Origin of the sequence: Streptomyces syringium (genome assembly GCF_017876625.1) — a bacterium.
Lineage (GTDB): Bacteria > Actinomycetota > Actinomycetes > Streptomycetales > Streptomycetaceae > Streptomyces > Streptomyces syringius.
Map to the genome: position 1 here is coordinate 11,716 of NZ_JAGIOH010000002.1, position 21,903 is coordinate 33,618.

General features: G+C 73.2%; 17 protein-coding genes. 9 read left to right on the top strand and 8 right to left on the bottom strand.

The features are described from left to right. Window positions 1-128 precede the first annotated feature (128 nt). Window positions 129-959: an NmrA family NAD(P)-binding protein gene (locus JO379_RS32755; RefSeq protein WP_209519082.1), complete on the top strand. Its 831-nt coding sequence runs from the start codon at window positions 129-131 to the stop codon at window positions 957-959. 105 nt (window positions 960-1,064) lie between these two features. Here JO379_RS32755 and JO379_RS32760 read toward each other — a convergent pair whose 3' ends face one another. From JO379_RS32760 to JO379_RS32775, 4 genes are all read right to left on the bottom strand, one after another. After that, window positions 1,065-1,928 (bottom strand): DMT family transporter, encoded by an 864-nt coding sequence (locus tag JO379_RS32760; protein WP_209519084.1) that lies wholly within the window; start codon window positions 1,926-1,928, stop codon window positions 1,065-1,067. Between the two features lie 156 nt (window positions 1,929-2,084). Beyond that, window positions 2,085-2,453, bottom strand: a complete 369-nt coding sequence (locus tag JO379_RS34290) for a hypothetical protein (protein ID WP_372449154.1) — start codon at window positions 2,451-2,453, stop codon at window positions 2,085-2,087. A gap of 76 nt (window positions 2,454-2,529) precedes the next feature. Continuing rightward, entirely contained in the window at window positions 2,530-3,528 is a 999-nt protein-coding gene (locus JO379_RS32770) for a hypothetical protein (protein ID WP_209519086.1), read from the bottom strand. Continuing rightward, on the bottom strand, window positions 3,525-4,082 hold the full coding sequence (locus JO379_RS32775) for an RNA polymerase sigma factor (protein WP_130880652.1): 558 nt from the start codon (window positions 4,080-4,082) through the stop codon (window positions 3,525-3,527). The genes JO379_RS32770 and JO379_RS32775 overlap by 4 nt, the downstream gene beginning before the upstream one ends. Window positions 4,083-4,243: 161 nt before the next feature. Between JO379_RS32775 and JO379_RS32780 the strand changes: the two genes are divergently transcribed. The 4 genes from JO379_RS32780 to JO379_RS32795 all read left to right on the top strand — a co-directional run bounded on the left by JO379_RS32780 (window position 4,244) and on the right by JO379_RS32795 (window position 7,451). Then, on the top strand, window positions 4,244-5,458 hold the full coding sequence (locus JO379_RS32780) for a glycosyltransferase (RefSeq protein WP_209519088.1): 1,215 nt from the start codon (window positions 4,244-4,246) through the stop codon (window positions 5,456-5,458). A gap of 155 nt (window positions 5,459-5,613) precedes the next feature. Continuing rightward, a complete protein-coding gene (locus tag JO379_RS32785; protein ID WP_130880650.1) occupies window positions 5,614-6,141 on the top strand; it encodes a 2'-5' RNA ligase family protein in 528 nt (175 codons plus the stop codon). Window positions 6,142-6,450: 309 nt separating this feature from the next. Then, complete coding sequence (locus tag JO379_RS32790; protein ID WP_130880649.1) at window positions 6,451-7,074, top strand: RNA polymerase sigma factor; 624 nt, start codon at window positions 6,451-6,453, stop codon at window positions 7,072-7,074. A 5-nt stretch (window positions 7,075-7,079) separates the two neighbouring features. After that, window positions 7,080-7,451 (top strand): hypothetical protein, encoded by a 372-nt coding sequence (locus tag JO379_RS32795; RefSeq protein WP_209519115.1) that lies wholly within the window; start codon window positions 7,080-7,082, stop codon window positions 7,449-7,451. A 149-nt stretch (window positions 7,452-7,600) separates the two neighbouring features. Here the strand turns inward: JO379_RS32795 and JO379_RS32800 are convergent, their stop codons facing one another. The 3 genes from JO379_RS32800 to istA form a co-directional block, all read right to left on the bottom strand. Then, on the bottom strand, window positions 7,601-7,816 hold the full coding sequence (locus JO379_RS32800; protein WP_209519090.1) for a hypothetical protein: 216 nt from the start codon (window positions 7,814-7,816) through the stop codon (window positions 7,601-7,603). Window positions 7,817-7,939: 123 nt separating this feature from the next. Continuing rightward, a complete protein-coding gene (istB, locus tag JO379_RS32805) occupies window positions 7,940-8,776 on the bottom strand; it encodes an IS21-like element helper ATPase IstB (protein WP_245381325.1) in 837 nt (278 codons plus the stop codon). Beyond that, window positions 8,773-10,332: an IS21 family transposase gene (gene istA / locus JO379_RS32810; protein WP_209513316.1), complete on the bottom strand. Its 1,560-nt coding sequence runs from the start codon at window positions 10,330-10,332 to the stop codon at window positions 8,773-8,775. The genes istB and istA overlap by 4 nt, the downstream gene beginning before the upstream one ends. Before the next feature lie 825 nt (window positions 10,333-11,157). On the opposite strand from istA, the gene JO379_RS32815 reads away from it, so the two are divergent. The 4 genes from JO379_RS32815 (at window position 11,158) to JO379_RS32830 (ending at window position 20,997) form a co-directional block, all read left to right on the top strand. Continuing rightward, entirely contained in the window at window positions 11,158-18,495 is a 7,338-nt protein-coding gene (locus JO379_RS32815) for a non-ribosomal peptide synthetase (RefSeq protein ID WP_209519117.1), read from the top strand. A 3-nt stretch (window positions 18,496-18,498) separates the two neighbouring features. After that, on the top strand, window positions 18,499-19,671 hold the full coding sequence (locus JO379_RS32820) for an FAD-dependent monooxygenase (protein ID WP_130880648.1): 1,173 nt from the start codon (window positions 18,499-18,501) through the stop codon (window positions 19,669-19,671). A gap of 49 nt (window positions 19,672-19,720) precedes the next feature. After that, the gene (locus tag JO379_RS32825; RefSeq protein WP_209519092.1) at window positions 19,721-20,134 is read left to right on the top strand and encodes a nuclear transport factor 2 family protein; all 414 of its coding nucleotides are present in this window, start codon (window positions 19,721-19,723) and stop codon (window positions 20,132-20,134) included. Between the two features lie 206 nt (window positions 20,135-20,340). Continuing rightward, entirely contained in the window at window positions 20,341-20,997 is a 657-nt protein-coding gene (locus JO379_RS32830; protein ID WP_209519093.1) for a DUF5701 family protein, read from the top strand. A gap of 109 nt (window positions 20,998-21,106) precedes the next feature. On the opposite strand, the gene JO379_RS32835 is transcribed toward JO379_RS32830, so the two are convergent. Beyond that, a complete protein-coding gene (locus tag JO379_RS32835) occupies window positions 21,107-21,844 on the bottom strand; it encodes a YqjF family protein (protein ID WP_130880645.1) in 738 nt (245 codons plus the stop codon). Window positions 21,845-21,903: the final 59 nt, after the last annotated feature.

A 21,903-nucleotide genomic window follows, 5' to 3' on the forward strand; every position in this document is an offset into this window, starting at 1 on the left:
GATGCGTTTTTGCGATCAGCAATGCATCTGCGGCTTCGGGGCGGCTCGGAGCGTCGACCGCAGTCTGCCGTTGACCTCAAGTGCGGTTGATCTTCTAGCGTCGTCGGGAACGAAAGGGAGTCGACGATATGACGACGTTGGTGACGGGTGCCACGGGGAACACCGGCCGGCATGTGGTGGCAGAGCTGGTCCGCCGAGGAGAGCGCGTTCGAGCGCTGACGCGCAATCCGGCCGCGGCCGCGGGGTTGTTCCCCGGCGAGGTGGAGTTGGCGGCCGGCACGCATACGGCGCCGGAGGAACTGGACGCAGCCCTCGACGGCGTCAGCCGGTTGCACATCACGGTGACGGCCCGGCTCGCCGAGGTCGGGCCCGAGTTGGTGCGGCGGGCGGTCGGTGCCGGCGTGCGGCGGATCACCGTGGTGTGGGGTGGCTGGGTGGGGCCGGTCGAGCGGGCCGTGGCGGAGTCGGGGGTGCAGTGGACGCGCCTGGAACCGCAGGAGTTCATGTCCAACACCTTGACCTGGGTCGATTCGATTCGCACCGAGGGGATCGTGCGTGAGCCGTACGACCTTCCCAGCGCGCTGGTCCATGAGGCGGACATCGGGGCCGTGGCGGCGGTCGCGCTCCTCGACGACGGCCACGCGGGGCACGCGTACAACCTCACGGGGCCCCAACCGCTGACCCCGCGTGAACGGATCGCGATCCTGTCCCGGACGATACGCCGCGGCATCGATTTCGCTCCGATCACGCACGAACAGGCCGTCGACAGACTGATGGCCACCGGCGTGTCCCGGGCGGGCGCCGAGTACGTCGTCGGCTGGTACGCCGCTCCGGGCGATGACGCCACCACCGTCGTCGACACCGTCGAACAGGTGACGGGCCGCCCGCCGCGCACGTTCACACAGTGGGCGGCGGAGCACGCGGAACGTTTCCAGGTGCCCCGCGTACGGGCCGACTGAGCGCGTGGCCCGCATCCCCTGCAGGTGCGAAGGGGGCGTGCGGGGCGGGGCGCGTTCCCGGCGCCCTTGTCGCCCGGGCCGCGCGATTCCGCCGCCGGCCCTCTGTCAGAGCTCGGACGGGCTCTTCGCGTCGACCCTCGGCAGGATCAGTACCCCGCAGGTGACCAGCACCGCTCCGATCCCCTCCGGGAGCAGCCACCAGCCGGTGCGTACGCGTTCGCCGTACACCAGCATGCCCAGGGCGAGGCTGACGAGGGCTTCGCCGAGGGTGAGGGCGGGCTGGGAGGCGATCAGCGGGCCGGATTCCATGGCGTTGGTGAGGAGGAAGAGGGCGCAGGCCCCGGTGGCCACGAAACCGTAGAACTGCCAGGCGGTGAAGAACGCTCCGGCGCCGTCGCGCTCGAAGACGTCGGTGGCGGCTGCCATGAGGGTGGCGGTCAGGGCGTAGGCGATCGCCGAGGCGGAGCTGAACAGGGCCGCGCGGAGCGGGCCGCGCGGCCTCGGCAGGGCGCCCAGGACGCAGAGCGTCATGGCTCCTCCCGTGGTCAGCAGGGCCAGTGCCCACGTACCGGCCGGGACCGTGCTGTGGCCGCCGGACGGTGCGGCGGCGGCGAGCCCGAGGCCGAGGCCGGCGGCGACCATGGCGGACGCCGCCCATCCGGCCGCGGGCAGCCGGCGATGGGCGTAGGCGGAGGCGATGAGAAGGGTGAAGGGCAGTTCGGTCACCAGGATGGGCTGCACCAGCGACAGCGAGCCCAGGTTGAGGGCCAGTGCCTGGCAGGCCGCGGCGCCGAGGATCACGGCGATGCCGCCGAGCCATGCCGGGCTGTGCAGCAGGTGCCGGATCAGCCGGACGCTGAAGGCGTCCCCGTGCGGCACGGTGCGGGCGCCCACGCGTTGCAGCACCGTGCCCGTGGCGTTGCCGACGGCGGCCAGGAGGGCGAACAGCGCGGAGAGCGCGGCTGGCACGAGACGGGTTCCTCCGGTGGCGTGTCGTTCACTGGGGACGACGATCACACGGCCGGGCGTTCTCGCGGGCCAGGCGCGCGGAGTGGCCGTCTCTTCGCACGATGGGCCGGGCCGCGCTTGGGAACACTTACGGCCGCGCAGCGGCGTGGAAGGGGGTCAGCGCTCGCCGCGCTGGTCGGTAACGGCTGGTGCGGCGCCGCCGGACGTGCCGCTGCCCAGGCGCTGGAAGGGTGTCCATCCGGCGCTGCGTTCGGTGCCGGTCCCGTCCGGGCCGGGGGGCTTCCGGCCCGGGCCCCGGCGGATCGCGATCTCCACGGGTGAGTACGCGCCGTCGGCCCGCTCCAGTTCGTACGGCGCGGCCGGTACCAGCGGCGGCTGGGCCGATGTGGCCGGGTCGTGCGGGTCGCAGCCCGTCTCTCGCCACAGCAGCCGCGCGCGGTGCGCGGCCACGCGCGGTGCGACGGCGCCCTGGAGCTTGACGAAGCCGTCGCGGAGGAAGCGGGTTGCCCAGGTCGTGTCATCCATGCCCCTCGTCGTGCGGCGGTACCGGTCCCGGCCACCCGGCATTCTCCGCACCGTTTTCGCCGGTGTTCACCGAGCCCTAGGGGCGGGGGGACGGCTTCGGCGCCTCCCAGGCGGGTCCGACGGAGAGGTAGGTGGTGCGGTGGAGGAGGTCCCCGGCCCGGAGCTTCTGCTTGCCCCACATCAGGCCGTCGTCCCGTGCCGTGTCCACGGACTCCAGCGCGTGGAATTCCCCGGTGTCGATGATCAGCCGCCGGTGCCAGGTGTCGGCGTCCAGGTCGACGGCCGTACCGGCGCGCCCGGTGCTGTCCTTGACCCGCTCCGTCACCCGCGCCCCGGGAATCCGGGTGAGGACCTGGAACAGCGCGGCCCGCAGGCGCGGTTCGGCGGGTGACTGGGAGAGCAGTTCCTCGACCCCGTCGAAGAGCCCCTCCGCGACCGACTCCCCGGTGGTCTTCCCGACGAGCCGGGCCCGCAGGGCCGCCGGGTCGGTGGGCAGTTCCTTGAGCTCGTCCCACATGACCGGATTTTTGCAGATCTTGTAGGGAATCCCTGCGATGTCCAAGGAGTAGTACTGGACCGGGCCGTCACCGGACTTCCCGCGTAGGTCGCTCCGGCTCCGCCATTCGGTCTGGTGCGTCTCGTCCGGCGGCCGGGTGCTGCTCCGGTTCCACTGGACGGTCCGCACCTTCCAGTACGGTGCCGTGCCGGTCCGCTCCGGCGCCGCCGTCCGCTCGGCCGCCGGGGAGTTCTGCGGGTCCCCGGAGCCCTGCCCGGGCTGGAACGCGGCGCCCAGCGCGATCGCCATGACCGCCGCCACCGAGACGAGCACGGGAAGGCGCCGCCACGTCCGCACCGGGACGACCGCGACCGCGGCCGCCGGTTCCCACGCGAGCTCGACGGCCGTCCCGTCCGGCCCGTCCTCCTGCGCCCGGCCGGCCGCCGACCGCACCGCGGCCAGCGCCGCGGCGACGGCGTCCGCCGAGGGCGGCGCGACCTTGCCCGCGGCCACCAGCCGTTTGGCACCGGGGAAGTCGAGGAAGTCCGTGCCGTCCGTGTTCCTGTCCTGCCCGGTCATACGAGGTCTCCTGTCAGGGAAAGCGGGGCCAAGGGGCCGAGCGCCGCGCGCAGCCGGGTGCGCGCCCGGTGCAGCCGGGACCTGGCCGTGCCCGCGGGGATACCGACGACGGCCGCGGCCTCGGTGGGGCTGAGCTGCTCCCACGCGATCAGAAGCAGCAGCTCGCGCTCCACGGCCGGCAGCTCGGCCAGGGTCAGGCGGATCAGCGGCGCGACCGCCGCCGCGTCCAGTCTCCGGTCGACGGCGTGCCACGGGTCGCTGCTCGCCTCGCCGGCGAGCGCGGCGGCCGCGGGTCGTTCCTGGCCACGCCAGTGCGCGGCCAGCACGTTGCGGGCCACGCCGAAGAGCCACGCCCTGGCCGGCCCGCGGGCCGCGTCGTAGGTGCCGCGCGCCGCGTAGGCCTGCAGCCATGCCTCGGCCAGCAGGTCGTCCGCCGCGCCGGGCGCCCGGCGCGCGAAGTAGCCGTGCAGCGCCCGCGAGTGGCGCTCCACGAGCGGTTCAAAGGCCGACGCGTCGGTTGCCGAGCGCGCCAGCTGTTCCTCGTCCGTTGCCACGGACCTCCCCTTCCACGGGCCGCGCCTTCCGCGGCCCCCTCCTCCTTCTTGTGTCCGTCCCGCGAAAGCGTTCGCGCCCCTCCGCGGCGCCCGCCGTATCGTCTGGCGATTTTCTGGACGGCGACGGTGACCGGGCGGCATACGCCGGGGAGAATCGCTTCATGCGCATTGTGATCGTCACCGCCGGGTCGCGGGGAGACGTCGCGCCCTTCACCGGCCTGGGGCGGAGCCTGCTGGACGCGGGCCATCAGGTCGCCGTGGCCGCTCACCCGTCCTTTGCCGCACTCGTCGACGGGTGCGGTCTCGATCACCGGCCTGTGCCGGGAGACCCGCAGGGGCTGGTCCGGGACTGGTCCCGGGCGGCGTCGCCACAGGAGGCCCGGGCGCTGACAAGGGCGTACGCGGACGGGCTCGCCGATGGTGTGGCGGAGGCCGTGGCGGGCGGGGCCGACCTGCTGCTCACCGCCTTCGGCCCGGCACCGCTCAGCCGGGCGGCCGGCGAAGCGTTCGGCGTGCCCGTCATCGGTACCTACCTCGCGCCGGCGTTCGCCACCGGAGCGTTCCCGCTGCCCAACGCGCGGAACGACGACGGCCTGGGGCCGGAGGGCAACCTCGCCGCGGGCCGGGACGTACTGAGGCGCGCGGAAGGGCTCTTCGCGGGCACCGTGGCCCGGCTGCGCGCCCGCCTCGGACTGCCGGCCGACGGGCCCTCGGCGCCGGGGGACATCCGGCCGGTCTTCCACGGCTTCAGCCCGCTGGTGGTGCCGCGCCCCGAGGACTGGCCGCCCGGGGTCGAGGTGTCGGGCTACTGGTGGCCGGCGCGCCCGGACGGCTGGCAACCCCCGGCCGAACTGGTCGACTTCCTCCAGGCCGGTCCGCCGCCGGTGTTCATCGGATTCGGCAGTATGGCGGTGGGGCAGGGAGAACGGCTCAGTGAGCTGGTGGCCACGGCGGTGGAGCGGGCAGGGGTGCGCGCGGTGGTGCAGGCGGGGTGGGCCGAACTGAGCGGCTGCGGCGCCGACGTCCTGGCCATCGGCGACGTGCCGCACGACTGGCTGTTCCCTCACACCGCCGCCGTCGTCCACCACGCCGGGGCCGGTACCACCGCAGCCGGGCTGCGGGCCGCAGTACCCGCCCTGCCGGTCCCCGTCATGGCCGACCAGCCGTTCTGGGCGTCCCGGCTGTACCGGCTGGGAGTGGCCCCCCGGCCTCTGCCGTTCAAGGACCTCACCGCCGAAGCGCTCGGCGACGCGATCACGGCCTGCCTGTCCGAGCCGGCCCACCGCCGCCGCGCGGCCGAACTCGCCCGCCAGATCGCCGCCGAGGACGGCGCCGCTTCATTGCTCGCCCACATCGGCTCGGAGCGCGCCGGGTGAAAAGCCGGGGGGTGCTTCATCGCCGTGCGGGCCGACGACGTCCGGGACGCTGCGAGGCGCCGGCCGCGACCGTCTCGACTGCGCCCAAGCCGTCTGCCTCGCCCTCCTCGGAGTGCAACGGGCGCAGTAGCGGACCGGCTTGCGATGATGACGGCATGCCAGAGCCGGGGACCACTGCCGTCGTCATTGTCTTGCCCGATGCCGCCCCGCTCCTCGATGCGGCGTGGCGTATCGACCCGGCTCTGGTGCGCCGTGGGGTGCCGGCGCACGTCTCGTTGCTCTATCCGTTCGTGCCGGAATCGGCGCTGACGGGTCAGGACGAGGAGGGTGTGCGGTGCCTGGCGGCGAGTTTTCCGGCAGCTGATCTGCTCTTGGAGGAGGTCGTGACGGCGTCCGGCTTCGTCGCCGTCACCGTTCCGGGACTCCAACCGCTCGTCGATGCGTTCCGTGCCCAGTGGCCCGGGTTGCGCCCGTACAGGGGCCGCTTCGGGGTGCGGCCCGCCGCCCATGTCACGGTCGCCATGGGTGCGGACGACCCGACAGCTGCCGCTCATGTCCGCGCTGCGGTCGGCAGCCTGCTGCCGTTGCGTACCCGTGCGGCGGCGGTTCAGCTGGTGGTGCTGACGAAGGAGGGCTGGCAGTCGCGGTTCACCGCGCCGCTCGGCGTCCTGGACAGGTCGTGAACACCGCCCGCCACCAGTCCCTCCCCTCCCCTCCCCCCCCCCGGTGGTCCCGCGACCACAGCCTGAGGCCGGTATGCCGCCCTTGGCCGCTGAAGGACGAATCCTTTTCGGGTCTCCCTGTCTCTTGTCTGTGTACCGGCCGAACGGGCCGGCAGAACCGGGAGGAACCACCAATGATGGTCACCAGCCTCGTAGTGATCGCAGCCCTGCTCGTGGGCGCGTGCAGCTGGCACCTGATGCGCCGCTACAAGGGCCGAAGCTGACCAGCAGCACCGTGCCCGCGGGGCGCCTTCCGGGGAGGAGTCCGAGATGAACCAACGCTTCACTTGGCCGGACGAGCGGCTGATCAAGGCCGCTCAGGACGGCGACGTCACTTCGCTCACCGCCGTCGTCATGGAGTCGCAGCCTCATGTGCGCAGGTTCGCCATATCGCTGTGTTCCTCACCGCAGGACGCGGAGGACGCGGCGCAGGAGGCACTGATCATCCTCTATCGGAAGATCGGCACGTTGCGGGCCACTGGTGCGCTTGCCTCATGGATGTTCCGGATCGTGCGCAACGAGTGCCTCCGGCAGGTACGGCTGCTCGTCTCGCGGAGCGACGAGGCGACAGCCGGACCGGAGGCGGCTGCGGAACCGTCCGCCGAGGACGCGGTGCTGCGCAGGCTGGAGGCGGAGCGCATCGCGGCTGCCGTCAGCGCCCTTCCCCGTGACCAGCGGCAGGTCCTGATCATGCGGGACGTACAGGGCCTGCCCGGCAGGACCGTCGCCCATGCGCTCGGTCTGAGCAGCGCCGCGATGAAGTCGCGGCTGCACAGAGCACGCGCCGCACTGCGTCACTCTCTGGCGGTGGCGGACCGACCACTGGGTCGAGCCGCCGGTCAGGCGCGCGATCAAGCGATCGGCCAACCAGTGGGAGGAGTCTCACGACCGTGAAGACCATGAACTCCGTGAAGGCTGCGCAGGGCGCGAAGGCCGAGGCCGCCGCACAGTCCGCCGCGCCCGGGATGCAGTTCGCCAGCAAGTCCGTCCCGCGGCATCTGGCGCGGGGCGCCATCGGCGCCGGCCTGGTCATCGGCTCGATCGCCCTGGTGCCCGTCGCCGGCCCGGCTGCCCTGCTGGCGGCCCCGTTGGCCCTGATCGCCTTCCGCGGCTGCCCTGCCTGCTGGATGGCCGGCCTGGCGCAGACCATTTCCCTCGGCCGTCTGGAGCGCCGGTGTGTGGACGGCGTTTGCACCCTCGCCAAGGGGCACCCGGCGGCGAAGTCTGCGAACGAGCCGACAGGTCCTGGCCCTGGTAGTGCTCGCCCGTGAGCCCATCGCCCTGCGTACCGGCGGACTGGGCCAGGGCGCTCTCACTCGCCGGCAGACAGCCGCCCTTCAAAGGGCCGGGCGGTGACGTCCGACAGGAGTCTTTGCACGGGCGCGGGCCGGGCCGCTGAGCGGCCCGGCCCTTCAGCGGATCAGGCGCGGACCGCGTGCCATGGGGTGCACTGGCGCTCGCTGCCCTTCACGACGCACCCACGCAGCTTGTACCGGTGTCCTTCGGGCAGGTTGCCGGATACGGCCTTCATGCAGATCGCCTTGTGGCCGCGCGTGGACACGGAGACATCGGTGTCGGGCGCGAGGTCACCCGTCTCGTCGGCGCCGGCGGTTCCGGCCCCGGCCGTGAGCGCCACGCCGACGTCTTCGGAACAGCGTGTCCACGGACACGCGGTCATCCGGGTGAGCGGACATTGCACCTCTTTGTGGGCGGACAGTTCATCTCCTTGTGCGGTGTGACTTTTCGTCCCTCGACTGGCTCAGTGCAGTGGCTTGACGCCCTTGCCCGTGGTTGCCTGGGTGAGCCGGAGGCTGCTGCCCTCGGTCAGGACGATGTGCGCGTGATGCAACAGCCGGTCGACTGCTGCCGTGGCGAGCGTCTTGGGCATGATCGAGTCGAATCCCGACGGATGCAGGTTCGAGGTCACGATCACGGACCTGCGTTCGTAGGCGGCATCGATCACCCGGTAGAACGCCTCGGCGGCGGCCTGGCCGGACGGCAGCATCCCGATGTCGTCCAGGATGATGAGGTTGGCCCGGGTGATCTTCGCGATCGCCTTCGCGACGGAGTTGTCGACGGTGGCCCGGCCGACGTGGGCGGTCAGCGATTCGAGGCTGAACCAGGCGACTTGCATGCCCCGGTCGATGGCCTTGTGGGCCAGGGCCTCGGCGAAGTGGCTCTTGCCGGTGCCCGACGGGCCGGCGATGGCGAGGTTCTCCGACCGGCCGACCCATTCCAGCGTCATCAGGGCCTGCTGGGTCGGAGCGGGGATGGAGGAGTCCTCCTCCCGCCAGGAGCTGAACGTCTTGCCGGTGGGCAGGTTCGCCTGCTTGCGGTGGCTGCGGCGGGTCGCCGCCTCCCGGCCCTTGATCTCCTCTTCCAGCAGGATCCGCAGCACTTCGGCCGGGTCCCAGCGTTGCGACCGGGCGGTGGCCAGCACGTCCGGGGCCGCCTTGCGCAAGTAGGGGAACCGCATCCGCTTCAGGACGGATTCCAGATCGGCCGGGATCGGCGGCGGGGCCGGTGAGGAGGGGACCGGAGACGGGGCCGGGACGGGCTGGTCGGTTTCCGGGTCCAGCAACGCGATGCCGGTCATGGAAGATTCCTTTCTGCCGGGCCGCCGTTGCGGCCGAAGTCAGCCCAGGCGGAAGTGCCGGGCTGAACGGAGTGGGCCTCGTCGGCGACGACGAGGTCGGCGGGACGGACGCCGGACTTGCGATGCTGGACGATGGAGAGCAGGTCGTCCTCGGCGAATCGGCCCGCGGTCGCGGCAAGCCCCAGCGACATGTCGACCTCGGCGACACTGACCAGGGCCGCGAGCTCGACGGCGGCGGCCATCTTCACCCGCATCCGGGTGGTCCCCGCCGCAGCGGCCTCGATCAGCCAGGACTTCGCCCCGGGACCGAGCGCGAGGAAGGCTTCCTCGGCGGCATCGACGGGCCGGGGCCGCGGCGGCTTCGGTGAACCGTCCATCTCCTGCGGGTGGTTGGGATAGTGCTCGGCGAGGATGACCGGACGGCCGGGCAGAGCGATCTCGTGCCGGGCGACTTCCGCCAGGCCGGCCGGGCCCTGCATCCATTCCGGCCGGTGAGCCAGCTTCGACAGGTCGGCCACGACGACCAGCTCGTCGCCGTCGACCCTCACCCAGGCTTCCTGGCCGACCAGCCCGGACGGCGTCGAATAGCGCACGGACCCGAAACGGACGGTCTGGTCCCGCAGCACCTGTCTCGACTCGCCCAGCGCGAGCGTGTGAGGCGCCGGCGGCAGCGGATGCAGCCTGGTCCGCTCGACGTCGAGCATCGAGGACGGAGCCTTGCCCGTCTCGCGGTGGGTCCGGTTGTTCACCGTCTGGCAGAAGATCGCGCACTCGCCGCGGAGCTCGGCGAACGAGTCGTACTCCTTGCGGAGATTCGCCGTCGTGGGCACCAGATCCGCCTTCGCGATGCGGACCGTCGCCTCCGACCCGCCTTTGGACTCGGGATCGAAGGGGACACACGTGTGAACCTGCATCCCGTAATGCCGCCCCGTCGCGACGACTTGGGGATGACGGACCGCGATGCCGGCGACCCGGTCGATCGTGACCGTCTTCTCGTTGTCGGTCAGCGCATAGGTCGGCGCCCCGCCGATCGCCCGCAAGGTCGAGTCGATGCAGGTCACCAGCGTCGGCAGAGTCCGGTCCCAGGTCGGGATCACCACCCGGAACCGCGACCAGGCCAGCCACGCGCAGAACAACAGCGTCACGCGGGGCTCACCGCCGCCCGGGCCCGGGACCTTCGGCCCCCAGCCCCAGTCGAACTGCAACCACAGCCCCGGCTCGGTGATCCAGGGCCGATAGGTCCGCTGGTTCCCGGCCCGCCAGGCTTCCTTCGCCTTCGCCACCGCCCGCCGGGTCGTGCGCTCATCACCGGTGAACCCCAGCAGGACCAGGCGGTCGTGGAGCTTGTCGGCCCGCACCCTGCCCTGCGATCGGTCGACCCACTCCTCGATCTTCGGCATGAACGGGTCGATCATCTTCGGCCGGCGGACGAGACCGGTTGGCCGACCGGTGTCCCTCATCCGTGCGTAACGTCGCACGGTCTTGGGATCGACCCCCGCCAGCGCAGCCGCGGAATGCGCACATTCAGTGGCGTCCAGGGCCTCGAAGATTTCCATGATCTCCCTGTCAGACTTCTTCAACGTCCCTCCGGGTGGTCGGTCTCAATGCCAGGCAGCACTGAGCCAACCCCCGGAGGGATCGTCTGTTCGGAACCGACACGAATGGGTCCACGGAGAGGGAGATCAGCTGTCCGCCCAGCGGGGGCCGTCCCGTCCGCCTACAAGGATCTTGCGCTGTCCGCTCTCACAGCGGCGCGCCCACGCGGGCCCGACGGCATCGAGTGGATGTACCCGGTGGGGACGTGGGGCGAGCTGCGGCTTGAGGTGGCGTTCATGCCAGGCGGCGACGAGGTGTGGTTGCGGATGTCCACCGACCGCTCCAGCGTCGCTGTGTGGACCGTCCAGCAGCGGTGTCGTGGCAGGTCCGGGGTGCTGCGGGGCGGGGCACGGTAGCAGCGCCGGTGTGCTCGGTCGAGGGAGTGTCTCGGCGGCGGAGGGTCGCGTTGGTCACGTGCTGTTTCCGGCCAGCGGAGTGGCCGATTCCCTGGTTTTCGAATAGATCACGCCACGCACACGATAGCCAGATCAGTCCGGCCGGCCGGGATCAAGGGGGAGTTGCCGTGAAGGACATTGTGAGACAACGCTGAGGTCAGGCGATGTGGCTTGCCGCCACCGCCGCAGTTGGGGCCCTTCCGGCCGTCGGTCTCGCGCCCATGGGCGCACCGGCCGGATCACCGCGGAACCGTTGCCGGTCTGTTCGACGTGCCGGCTGAAGCGCCCGGCCCCGCCATCCGCCGCCGCGTCCGTCGAGGGCGTGGGTCCGGCTGCCCACAGCACGGTTTCCGGGAAAGGGAAAAGCTCATCAACACCGGGAGTTCTCGGCTGCCCACGGAGCAAAGCGTTCCGCTGTCGCCGTATCAGCGTGACATCTGGCCGGCCGCCCAGCGCGCGCCGAAGAGTCCGCAGTTCAACGCCACGATCGTCGAGGAGTTCACGGGAGCGGTGGATGTTGCTCTGCTCCGCGACTGCCTGACCCTGACCCTGGAGCGCCACGACGCCTTCCGGCTGCGCTTCGGCGAGAAGGACGGCGTGCCGCGGCAGTGGCTCGCCGGCGCCCTGGTGGCCGACGGCGCACCGGCCGTCGAGGTCGTCGACCTCTCGTCCGCGCCGGATCCCGGGGCCGCGTGCCTCGACTGGCGCGAGAGGGTCCTGCGGACACCGTTCGACCTCGGCGGCGGGCCGCTGTTCCGGGTCGCGCTGCTGCGGGAGAGCAGCACGGCCGTCCACCTGGTGATCCAGGTGCACCATCTGGTCGCCGACGGGCGGGCCATGGACCTCGTGCACGCCGAGGCGACGCAGGAGTACACGCGCCGGGCGCGCGCAGGGGCTGTGGAGGTGCGGGACGCGGCGCCGTCGGCGCTGGAGTCCGCCGCCGGGCGGGGCGACTACTTCGCCTCGCCGCAGTACGAGGCGGACCGGGCCTTCCACCGCGGTGAACTGGCGCGGATGGAGCCGAGTTTCTTCGCCCGGCGGCACGAGGGGCAGGCGGTGCCCGCTTTCGGCCGGCACGCGTTCACCGTGCCCGGCGACGTGGTGCAGCGCATCAAGGACAGCGGCGGCTCGCCGTTCGCGTTCCTCGCGGCCGCGCTGGGCACCTGGCTGGCGCGCGTCCACCGCACCTCCGAGGCCGTGCTCGGCATGCCGCTGCTCAACCGCAGCCGCGCGGAGCTCTCCACGGTGGCGCAGTACGCCAACACCCTGCCGCTGCGCGTCGAGGTCCCCCAAGGCCGGCCGCTGGCGGAGGTGGCGGCGCAGGTGCAGGACTCCCTGGCGCTGCTCCAGGAGCACCAGCGGCTGCCCTACGGGGAAGTGCTGCGGGAGCTGCCTGCGGCCGGCGGCGGGGAGCGCAGGCTCTACGACGTCACGCTGTCCTTCATGTCGCTCAAGCCCGTCAAGCCGCTGGCGGAGGGCGTCGGGCGCAGCGGGCCGCTGCACTTCGCGCCGCCGCACGACCAGGAGGCGCTGGCGGTCTACACGGTCAGCACGCGGGGCAGCTCCGAGCTGCGGGTCTTCCTCAACTACGCCACCGACGTCTTCGATGCGGACCTGCCGGTCACCTCGCTCGCCGAGCACCTGATGTCGCTGATCGGGCACGGTCTGGACAAGCCGGAGCAGCCGGCGGCCGGGCTGCCCCTGGCGGGCGGGGCGGAGCTGGAGCGGCTGCGGGGCTTCGCCAGGGGGCCGCGGGTGGCGTTCGCCGAGGAGGCCACGCTGCCCGCCCTGTTCGAGGCGCGGGCTGCCCTGGTGCCCGGGCGGCCGGCGGTGTTCTGGCCGGACGGGCCGGACGGGCCGGACGGGCCGGGTGCGATGGGCTACGCGGAGCTGGAGGCCCGCTCCGGCCGCATCGCCGCGGCGCTGCGCGCCCGCGGTGTGGGCCCGGGTGACCGGGTGGCCGTGCTGATGGCGCGCGGCCCGCACCTGCTGCCGGCGGTCCTGGGCATCCTGAGGGCGGGGGGCGCGTATGTGCCCGTCGATCCCGGTCATCCGGTGCGGCGGATCGCCTTCGTGCTGGCGGACAGTGGGGCGAAGGCCGTGGTGACGGACGCCCCGGCGACGGCGGTGCCGGTGCCGGAGGGTGTTGCCCTCTGCCCGGTGCAGGAGCTGCTCGACGGCCCGGACGGTGCGGACGGGCCGCCCGGTGCGGAGAGCCCGGCGGGGCCCGGCGCCACCGCGCGGGACCTGGCCTACGTCATCTACACCTCCGGCTCGACCGGGCAGCCCAAGGGCGTGATGGTCGAGCACCGGTCGGTGGTCAACCGGCTGGCCTGGATGCAGCGCGCCTACCCGATCGGTGCCGGTGACGTCCTGCTGCAGAAGACACCCGTCTCCTTCGACGTGTCGGTGTGGGAGCTGTTCTGGTGGGCGCTCGAGGGCGCCGCTGTGGCCCTGCTGCCGCCCGGCGGGGAGAAGGACCCGGAGCTGATGCTGCGCACGGTCGCGCAGCGCGGTGTCAGTGTGCTGCATTTCGTGCCGTCGATGCTGGGGCCGTTCCTGGACCTGCTGGAGCAGGCACCGGAGAGGCTGGCCGAGGCCCGGTCGCTGCGGTATGTGTTCTGCAGCGGCGAGGCGTTGCCGCCGGGGCGCGTCGAGCAGTTCCACCGGGTCTTCGCACCGGCCGCCGGGGGTGCGCCGCGGCTGGTCAACCTGTACGGGCCGACGGAGGCGGCGGTCGACGTCTCGGTGTACGAGTGCGAGCCGTCTGCGGCGGTCGCGCGGGTGCCCATCGGGCGGCCCGTCGACAACACGGAGCTGTACGTCCTGGGGCCGGACGGGGCGCCGCAGCCGGTGGGTGTGCCGGGTGAGCTGTGCATCGCCGGGGTCCAGGTGGCCCGCGGCTATCTGAACCGGCCCGAGCTGACGCAGGAGAAGTTCGTCGCCGATCCCTGGGTGCTGGACGGCCGGCTGTACCGCACGGGTGATCTGGCCCGCTGGCTCGCCGACGGCACGCTGGAGTACCTCGGGCGCATCGACGGGCAGGTGAAGGTCCGCGGCAACCGGGTGGAGCCGGGCGAGGTGCAGGACGCGCTGGCCCGGGTGCCGGGCGTCCGCGAGGCCGCGGTGGCCGACCATGCAAGCGCCGGGCGCGGTACGTATCTGGTCGGGTACTACGTCACCGGGGACGGACGGGCCCTGGACGGGGCCGGTCTGCGCGGGCAACTGGCCGACCAGCTGCCGGAGTTCATGATCCCGGCCCGGTTCGTCCATCTGGACCGGCTGCCCCTGTCGCCGAACGGGAAGCTGGACCGGCGCCTGCTGCCGGCACCGGGTGCCGTGGAGGGCAAGGCGCCGGGCGCCGCGCCGCGCACCGCCGGGGAGAAGGCGCTCGCCGCCATCTGGGCCGAGGTCCTGGGCGTGGAGCGGGTCGGCGCGCACGACAACTACTACGCCCTGGGGGGCGATTCGCTGCTGATGCTGCGCGTCCGCGCGCTGGCCGAACGGCAGGGGCTTCGCTTCACGCTGGACGACCTCATGCGCCACCCGACCGTGGCCGGCCTCGCCGCGCACGTCGCCCACACCTCGTCCGCACCGGCTCCGGCGCGGGAGACCGCGCTGGCGCCCTTCGCCCTGGTCCCCGACGTGGACCGCGGGCGGCTGGCGGAGGGGGCCGTGGACGCGTTCCCCATGACGCGGCTGCAGATCGGGCTCGTCTACCACAGCCGCCGCGAGGAGCACTCCGCCGTCTACCACGACGTCTTCCGCTACCGCCTGGCGATGGTGTGGGACGAGGAGCGGTTCCGGTCCGCCTTCGGCCGGCTCACCGCCCGCCACCCGGCTCTGCGCTCCTCCTTCGACCTCGGCGGTTTCTGTGAGCCGCTGCAGATCGTGCACGCGAGCGCCACCGGCGGCCTCGACGTCGCCGACCTGCGCGGCAGTACCCCGGAGGCCGCCGAGGCGGTGATCGGCGCGCACGTGGAGGAACGGCGCTTCCACCGCTACGACTTCGAGCGGGCCCCCCTGTATCTCTTCCGCGCGCATGTGTGCGAGGGGGCGGTGGAGCTGGTGTTCAGCTTCCACCACGCCCTGCTCGACGGCGGCAGCGTCGCCGGCCTGCTGCGCGAGCTCCTCCAGGACTACCAGCACGCCCTGGGGGCCGCCATCGGCCCCGTGGCGGACACGGCCCTGCCCAGCCCCGCCCACCATGTGCGCGAGGAGCGGGCGGCGCAGGCCGACCCCGCGGCGCGGGAGCACTGGCGGCGCACGCTCCAGGGCGCCGAGGTATTGCGCCTGGACGGCTTCGCACCGGCCGGGGTGCCGCGCGGGGGTGGCCGTGTGGTGCACCACGCGTTCTTCCCCGACGATCTCGCCCAGGAGGTCCGGGGCCTGGCGCGGCAGCATGCCGTGCCGGTGAAGTCCGTCCTGCTGGCCGCGCACTGCCTGACCCTGCGCCTGTTCGGCGGGCTCGAGGAGTTCACCACCGGGCTCATCACCCACGGGCGTCCCGAGCGCGAGGACGCCGAGCGGATGGCCGGACTGTTCCTCAACACCCTGCCCGTGCGGGTGGGCGTGCCCCGCGCCGAGGCGCCGGGCAGCTGGCTGGAGGTGGTCAGGGAGCTGTTCCGGCAGGAGCGCGCCGCCCACGCCCACCGGCGGTACCCGCTGAGCGCCATCCAGGAGGACCACGGCGGCCCGGTGCTGCACACGGCGTTCAACTATGTGCACTTCCACGTCCTGGCGCAGGTGCTGAGCCTGCCCGGTCTGCGGCTGGAGTCCTTCACGACCTGGGAGGAGACCGACTTCCAGCTGCTCGTCAACGCCTTCACCGACCCCGTCGGCGGGCGGATGGGGCTGCGGGTCGACGGCGGGGGCCAGGGCATCACATCCGGGCAGGCCGAGCTGTTCGCCCGCACCTTCACCGCGGTGCTGCGCCGGATCGTCGCCCGCCCCGAGGAGGCCGTGGACTTCGCCTTCCTCGCTCCCCCGCCCCGGGCGCTGCCGGGCCCGGCGGCCACGCAGGACGTGGTGAGCCTGTTCGACCGGCAGGCCGGCCGCACCCCCGGCGCCGTCGCCGTGTCCGCCGGCGACGGCGCATGGACCTACCGCGACCTGCGGGAGAGGGCCGAGCGGGTGGCCCGGCGGCTGCTGGACCTCGGCACCCGGCCCGGGGACCGGGTCGGCCTCGCCACGGGCCGCTCACTGCAGACGATCGCCGCCGTCCTCGGCATCGCCAAGGCCGGTGCCGTGTGCGTGCCCCTGGACCCCGCCTATCCGGCGGCGCGGCTGGCCGCCATGGTGGAGCAGGCCCGTCCGGTGCGGATCATCGCCCGGGCGGCGGACGCCGGCCTCGTGCCGGATCCCGGCCTGCTGCTGCCCGCCGAGTCGCTGCAGGGCCCGCTGGACGCCCGGGCCGCGGAGCGGGTGCTGCCGGCGGTCGATCCGGCCGGCGGCGCCTACGTCCTGTTCACCTCCGGCTCCACCGGCCGGCCCAAGGGCGTGGCGATGCCGCACCGCTCGCTGGCCGCCCTCATCGGCTGGCAGATCCGCGGCGCCTCCGCGGCGCCCGGCGGGAAGACGGCCCAGTACGCGCCGCTGAGCTTCGACGTCTCCTTCCAGGAGATCTACTCCACGCTCTGCTGCGGCGGCACCCTGCGCCTGGTCACCGAGGACGAACGGCGCGACATGCCCGCACTGTTGCGGCTGCTGGACCGGGAGGAGGTCGAGCGTATCTTCCTGCCCTACGTCGCGCTGCAGCAGCTGGCCGAGGCGTCCGCCGCGCTGGGCATCGTCCCGCGGCGGCTGCGCGTCATCGTCTCCTCCGGCGAGCAGCTGCGGGTGACCGACGAGATCCGCAGGCTGCTGGCCGCGCTGCCGGGGGCGGTCCTGGAGAACCAGTACGGGCCGACCGAGTCACATGTCGTCACCCGCCACACCATGACCGGCGACCCCGCCTCCTTCCCGCTGCTCGCCCCGATCGGCACCCCCGTCGAGGGCGCCGAGGTGCACGTCCTGGACGAACGGGGCCGGCCGGTGCCGGCCGGCGTCAAGGGCGAGCTGCACGTGGGCGGTGCGGTGCTCGCCGACGGCTATCTCGGCGATCCGGCGCTGACCGCCGAACGGTTCGTGACCCTCGCCGGCCCCTGGGGAACGCGCAGGCTCTACCGGACCGGCGACCTCGCCCTGGTCCTGCCCGACGGCACCTTGCACTACGCGGGCCGCGCGGACACCCAGGTCAAGGTCCGCGGCTACCGGGTGGAGCCCGCCGAGGCGGAACTCGCCCTGACCGAGCTGGCCGCACGCCACGGGGCGCGCGTCCGGGAGGCCGCGGTGGTGGCACGCGAGGACCCCGGCGGGCAGACGGCCCTGGTCGCCTTCCTCGTCGGCGACGCCGGCCGCACCGACCTGCCGGCGCTGCGCACCGAACTGCGCACCGTCCTGCCGGACTTCATGGTCCCCACCCACTGGCAGTGGCTGCCCGCGCTGCCGCTGACGCCCTCCGGCAAACGCGACGATGGGGCACTGCGCACCCTGCCGCTCTCGGGGGGCGGCTCCCGCGGCGGCACCCCGCCGGGCGACGCCTACGAGCGGACGCTGGTGCAGATGCTCGCCGACCTGCTGGGCGGCGGCCCCGTCGGGATCCACGACGACATCTTCGCCTGCGGTGCCACCTCGATCACCGTGATGCGGCTCGTCGTGCTCATCGAGCAGCGCTACGGCGTCGCGATCGGTCTCTCCCGGTTCATCGCCGCGCCGACGGTCGCCGCGCTCGCCGCCCTGCTGCGCTCCGGCCACGCGGCCGCCGCCTTCGACCCGCTGGTGCCGATCCGTACGGGCGGCAGCCGGCGGCCGCTGTTCCTGACCCACCCCATGGGCGGCAACGTCCTGTGCTACCTGCCGCTGGGCCGGCACCTGCCCGGGGACCAGCCGCTGTACGCCTTCCAGGCGGCCGGCGCCGAGCCGGGCAGCGAACCGCTGCGGACGCTGCCGGAGATCGCCGCCTCGTACATCGCGGCCATGCGCCGCGTCCAGCCCGAGGGCCCGTATCTGATCGGCGGCTGGTCCTTCGGCGGCTTCGTCGCCTTCGAGATGGCCCGGCAGCTGCGGGCGGCCGGCGAGGAGACGGCGCGGGTCATCCTGCTGGACACGGTCGCGGTCGGCCCCGAGGCGCGGCGCGGCGCCTACTCGGACGAGGCGCTGCTGGGCTGGTTCTTCTGGGAACTGCTCTGGCTGCGCCGCGGGGGTTCCTCGCCGCTGGCCGTCGTCCCCGCGGAACTCACCACGCTGGACGAGAAGTTCTCCTTCATCGCCGGCCTGGCCGTCGGTGAGGGCGTCCTGCCCGCCGACGGCGCCGACGCCCTGGTCCGCAGACTGTTCCGGGTCTACGCCGCCAACTGGCGTGCGACCGTGGAGCACCGGGCGGGCCCGGCCGACCAGGACATCGTCCTGCTGCGGGCGAGCGAGCCGCTGCCGCAGGTGCTGCGGTCGATGCACGGCGCCGCCGGCACCCGGTACACCGACCCGGCCAACGGATGGCGGGAGGTGACCACCGGTGCGGTGCAGGTCGTGACCGTCCCCGGAGACCACCTCACGATCATGGAAGAGCCGCACGTGGCGGACGTGGCCCGGGCCATCGCGGAGCTGACCGGCACGGTCACCGCACCGCCGGCCCCCACCTCCCCCACCTCCCCCGCCCGTTCCACCCGTTCCACCCCGAAAGGACACTGAACCATGTCCCTGCACACCCGTACCCGGGCGATCGTCGTCGGAGCCGGCATCGGCGGGCTCGCGACCGCCGTGGCCCTGCGGCGCGTGGGCGTCGAGGTGGAGGTCTACGAACGCGCGAGCGAGCTGCGGCCCGCCGGATTCGGCATATCCGTCGTGAGCAACGCCGTGTCCGCCCTGCGCGTGCTGGGCATCGACCTCGGCCTGGAGAAGCGCGGCCAGACCATCGTGCACACCGAGATCATGACCGGCGACGGGCGGACCCTGCGGTCACTGCCGATCGAGTCCGAAGGCGACCGGCTCGGCGCGCCGAGCGTGGCCATGGCCCGCGGCGACCTCCACGCGGCCCTGCTGGACGGCCTCGGCGACCAGGTGGTCCGCACGGGCGCCGTGGCCACCGGCTACGAACGCACGGCCTCCGGCGGGGTGCGGGTGCGCTTCGAGGACGGCCGCGAGGCCACCGGTGACATCCTGATCGGCGCCGACGGCATCAACTCCGTCGTGCGGCGCCAGCGCACGGGCGACGGCCGGCCGCGCTACGGCGGCTTCCTGTGCTGGCTGGCCGTGACGCCCTACGAACACCCGCGCATGACCACCGGGTTCAACGGCCACTACTGGGGGGTCGGCAAACGCTTCGGCATCCACGACGTGGGCCACGGCCGCGCCTACTGGTGGGGCACCATCAACATGCCGGTCCACGCGGCCCGCGCCTGGAACGGCGACAAGGACCAGATCGTCCGCGCGTACGCCGGCTGGGCCGACGAGGTCCGCCACGCCGTGCGCACCACGCCCGTGGAGGACATCGTCGCCGTGCCGGCGCTGGACCGGCCCTTCCTGGAGCAGTGGGGCGACGGCCCGGTGACCCTGCTGGGCGACGCGGCGCACCCGATGCTGCCGAGCCTGGGCCAGGGCGGCAGCACCGCCATCGAGGACGCCGTGGTGCTGGCCCAGTGCCTGGCCTCGCACAGCGACCCGGTCGCGGCGCTGCGGGCGTATGAGAACACCCGCCGGGAACGCACCCGGTTCATGGTCGAGACCTCGGCCAAGTTCGCCGGCTTCGAGCAGGTGGAGAACCCGGTGCTGTGCGCCGTCCGCGACGCCTACCTGCGCCGCGCACCGCAGTCCGTGCTCTTCGCCCCCTTCCAGCGGGCCCTGACCCCCCAGCTGCTGGGCAGTTGAACCACCCCCCTTTGCGGCCGAGACCACCGGACACGACAGAAGAGCAGGCATGACCCATCCCGACGCACGCACCGTCGTCACCCGCTACCTGAAGGCCCTGCGCACCCGTGACGCGCAGGCGATCCCCGAGCTCATCGCGGCCGACGCCGTCTACCGCATCCCCGGCAGCCACCCGCTGGCCGGAACCTTCCACGGCCTGGACGAGATCGCGAGGAAGTTCTTCACCCCCATGGGGGCGCTGTTCGACCCGGAGGCCGCCTACGCGGTGGAGGTCTCGCACCTCCTCGCCGAGGGCGACCAGGTGTCGGTCGAGTGCGTCACCCGCTCCACGACCGTGCACGGCACCGAGTACGCGATCGATATCAGCGCGCAGTTCACGGTCCGCGACGGACGGATCGTGAGCATGCGGGAGTACTTCGACACCCAGTACTTCGCCCGGACGCTGTTCGGACAGGACGGGTAGGCCCTCCCGCTTCCCGTCCTCTTTCCCCTTCACCGGCCGGGGCGCCCGTAGCCAGGCGTCCCGGCTCCGCCGGCCGGGCTGCGGGGCCTGCGGGGCCTCGTAGGTGCGCTGCGTGGTCCCGTACGTGGGCTGCCGGGAATACTCCGGCGGGGCCGCCTCGTTTGATCCCGGGTCCCTGCTGCTCCTGACCCGAACCGGGAAGTGCCTTGCCTGACATCGCGTCCTCCGCCACCGTGGCCCCTCTCCCGCCGCTCACCGCCCAGGCGGAACACCTGATCGCGCTCGGGGTGCACGAGCTCGCGGGGATCCCCGCCCAGGAGCTGCGCGCCTTCGCCGCGGACGCCGCCGGCAGGGACAGCGACGCCCTGCTCGCCGTCCACCCCGACCGCGCCCCCGCCTCCGCCCTCGCACCCCTGCTCCGGCACGACGGCAAGCCCGGTTTCGTCGTCACCGACATGCCCGACGTCGACCGCTTCGGCCCCTGTGGCGTGGAGTTGCCCGACGCCCCCCTCTACCTCATCACCGGCCTCGACCGTGGCGACCACCTGGCCGACTGGAGCCCACAGGAGGCGCTGCCCGCCCTCGCCCGGCAGGACCGCACCCCGCTGCTGCTGGCCGAAGGCATCCACTGGCTGCTCCAGCAGCCGGCCGTCCTGGAGCGCAACCGCTGCTTCATGACCATCGGTTCCCGGTTGCGCAAGGCCAACGGCGCCCTGGACGCCCGTACCCCGGCGCTCTGGATCAGCAACGGCACCGGGCGGGACGGGCGCGAGCGGCGCAACGCCCCGAAGGTCGGCTGGTGTTGGTGGGGCAACCGCCACACCTGGCTCGGCTTCGCCTCCGCCACGGGCCGCAGGCGCTAGATTCCCCAGCAGGACCGGCTTCGTTCCGCACCGGCCGCTGCGGGGCGCTCTCCCCGCCGGCACGGTCACGCCCCCCGGGCCCACCCCGCGGGCGCGGAGACGAGCGGACTCAGGGGCGCTGCGGGCCAGCCCCGGAGCCGCGGCGGGATACGGGGCGGGGAGCTCCCAGGCGGACGCGGCGGACTCCGGGCGAGAAGTGCAGGACCGGGGCGCCGTCGGGGGGCGGCAGGCCCGCGGCCCGGGTGAGGGACTCTTGAAGCCCGTCCTCGCGGGCGGCCGACAGCGGCCAGGGTTCGTGGGTGACGGGGGTCTGCCACAGCCGTCCGGCCCGGCGGGTGACCGCACGCCAGCGTGAGGTCAGCCAGATGTCCCGCTCACCGGGGACGAGCGCCCGGCCGGGACGGACGGTCAGGTGGTAGGAGGGGGATCCGCCGCGGCGGACACCCGTGTAGGTGATGCTCCCGTCGCCCCTGGTACGCAGGCTGAGGTCCCCGAGGTGGTAGGGGGCGCCGGCGAGGCGGGCGGTGAGCATCAGGGCACTGGATACCTCCAGGGAGAAGAACCACAAGGCCTCCGTGCCGTCCTCGAGGCGGACATAGGTGCGCAGGTTCGTCTCCAGGAAGGCGGCCCGGCGGCCGGCCGGCGGGCCGGGGGGCCGTACGCGGCTCATGAGGAAGGGGGTGAAGCTGACCCAGGCCGCGTCGTGGTAGAGGTCTGCGCTCAGGCCGGGGGGAAGGAGCGCCTGCACCACGGCCGGCTCGTAGGGCCAGTGGACGAAGGTCTGGCACAGCCACTGGGCCTCGAGCAGGGGGAAGGCGAGGTGGTGCTCAGCCGGCGGGGACACCATGGGGGCCTGCCTCTGCCGGGCCGGCGCGGGCCGTCGCGGGCCGGGGCCGTCCTGTCGTC